This window comes from Vibrio sp. YT-19(2023) (assembly GCF_033337395.1).
The window spans coordinates 1-541 of record NZ_JAWOQN010001034.1 but is presented as its reverse complement, the minus strand read 5'-3'; the positions used below and the strand labels follow the sequence as shown (position 1 = coordinate 541).

The window sequence follows — 541 nt, the reverse complement described above, 5'->3', positions numbered from 1 at the left end:
TTCCTTAGATAAATTATTGTCATGGAGAAAGTGACACTGCTGGTATGCCACTACTTTCTCTAGGATCTTTGAAAGAAAGAGAAGATTAGATATTGGTCTATAGTTGGCTAACACCTCTGGATCCAGAGTGGGCTTTTTTAGTTGAGGTTTAATTACAGCTACCTTAAAAGACTGTGGTACATAGCCTGTTAATAAGGATATATTGATCATATCTAATATATGAGTGTTAACTAAAGGAAAGACCTCCTTAAGTAGCCTAGTTGGGATGGGGTCTAAGAGACACGCTGATGATTTAGATGAAGAAATCACTGCGGTCAATTCTTGAAGAGAAATTGGGGAGCAAGCAATCTAAATATATATTAGGTCTTACAGCTGTGTGTGAGGGCAGATAGGTACTATCTGAGGACAGTAGGTCATGAATTTTGCCTCTAATATTTAGATTAAAAAAGCTCATAAAATCATTACTTCTAAGGGCTAAAGGAATACAAGGCTCAATAGAGCTTTGACTCTCAGTCAGCCTGGCTACAGTGCTGAAAAGAAA

1 protein-coding gene is annotated in these 541 nt (G+C 37.5%); it reads right to left on the bottom strand.

Features of this window, described 5'->3' with window-relative positions; translation table 11 throughout:
• Nucleotides 1-292: 292 nt before the first annotated feature.
• Nucleotides 293-541, bottom strand: a 249-nt coding sequence (locus R7E78_RS29865) for a hypothetical protein (protein WP_318059109.1), incomplete at its 5' end; no start/stop codon positions are given.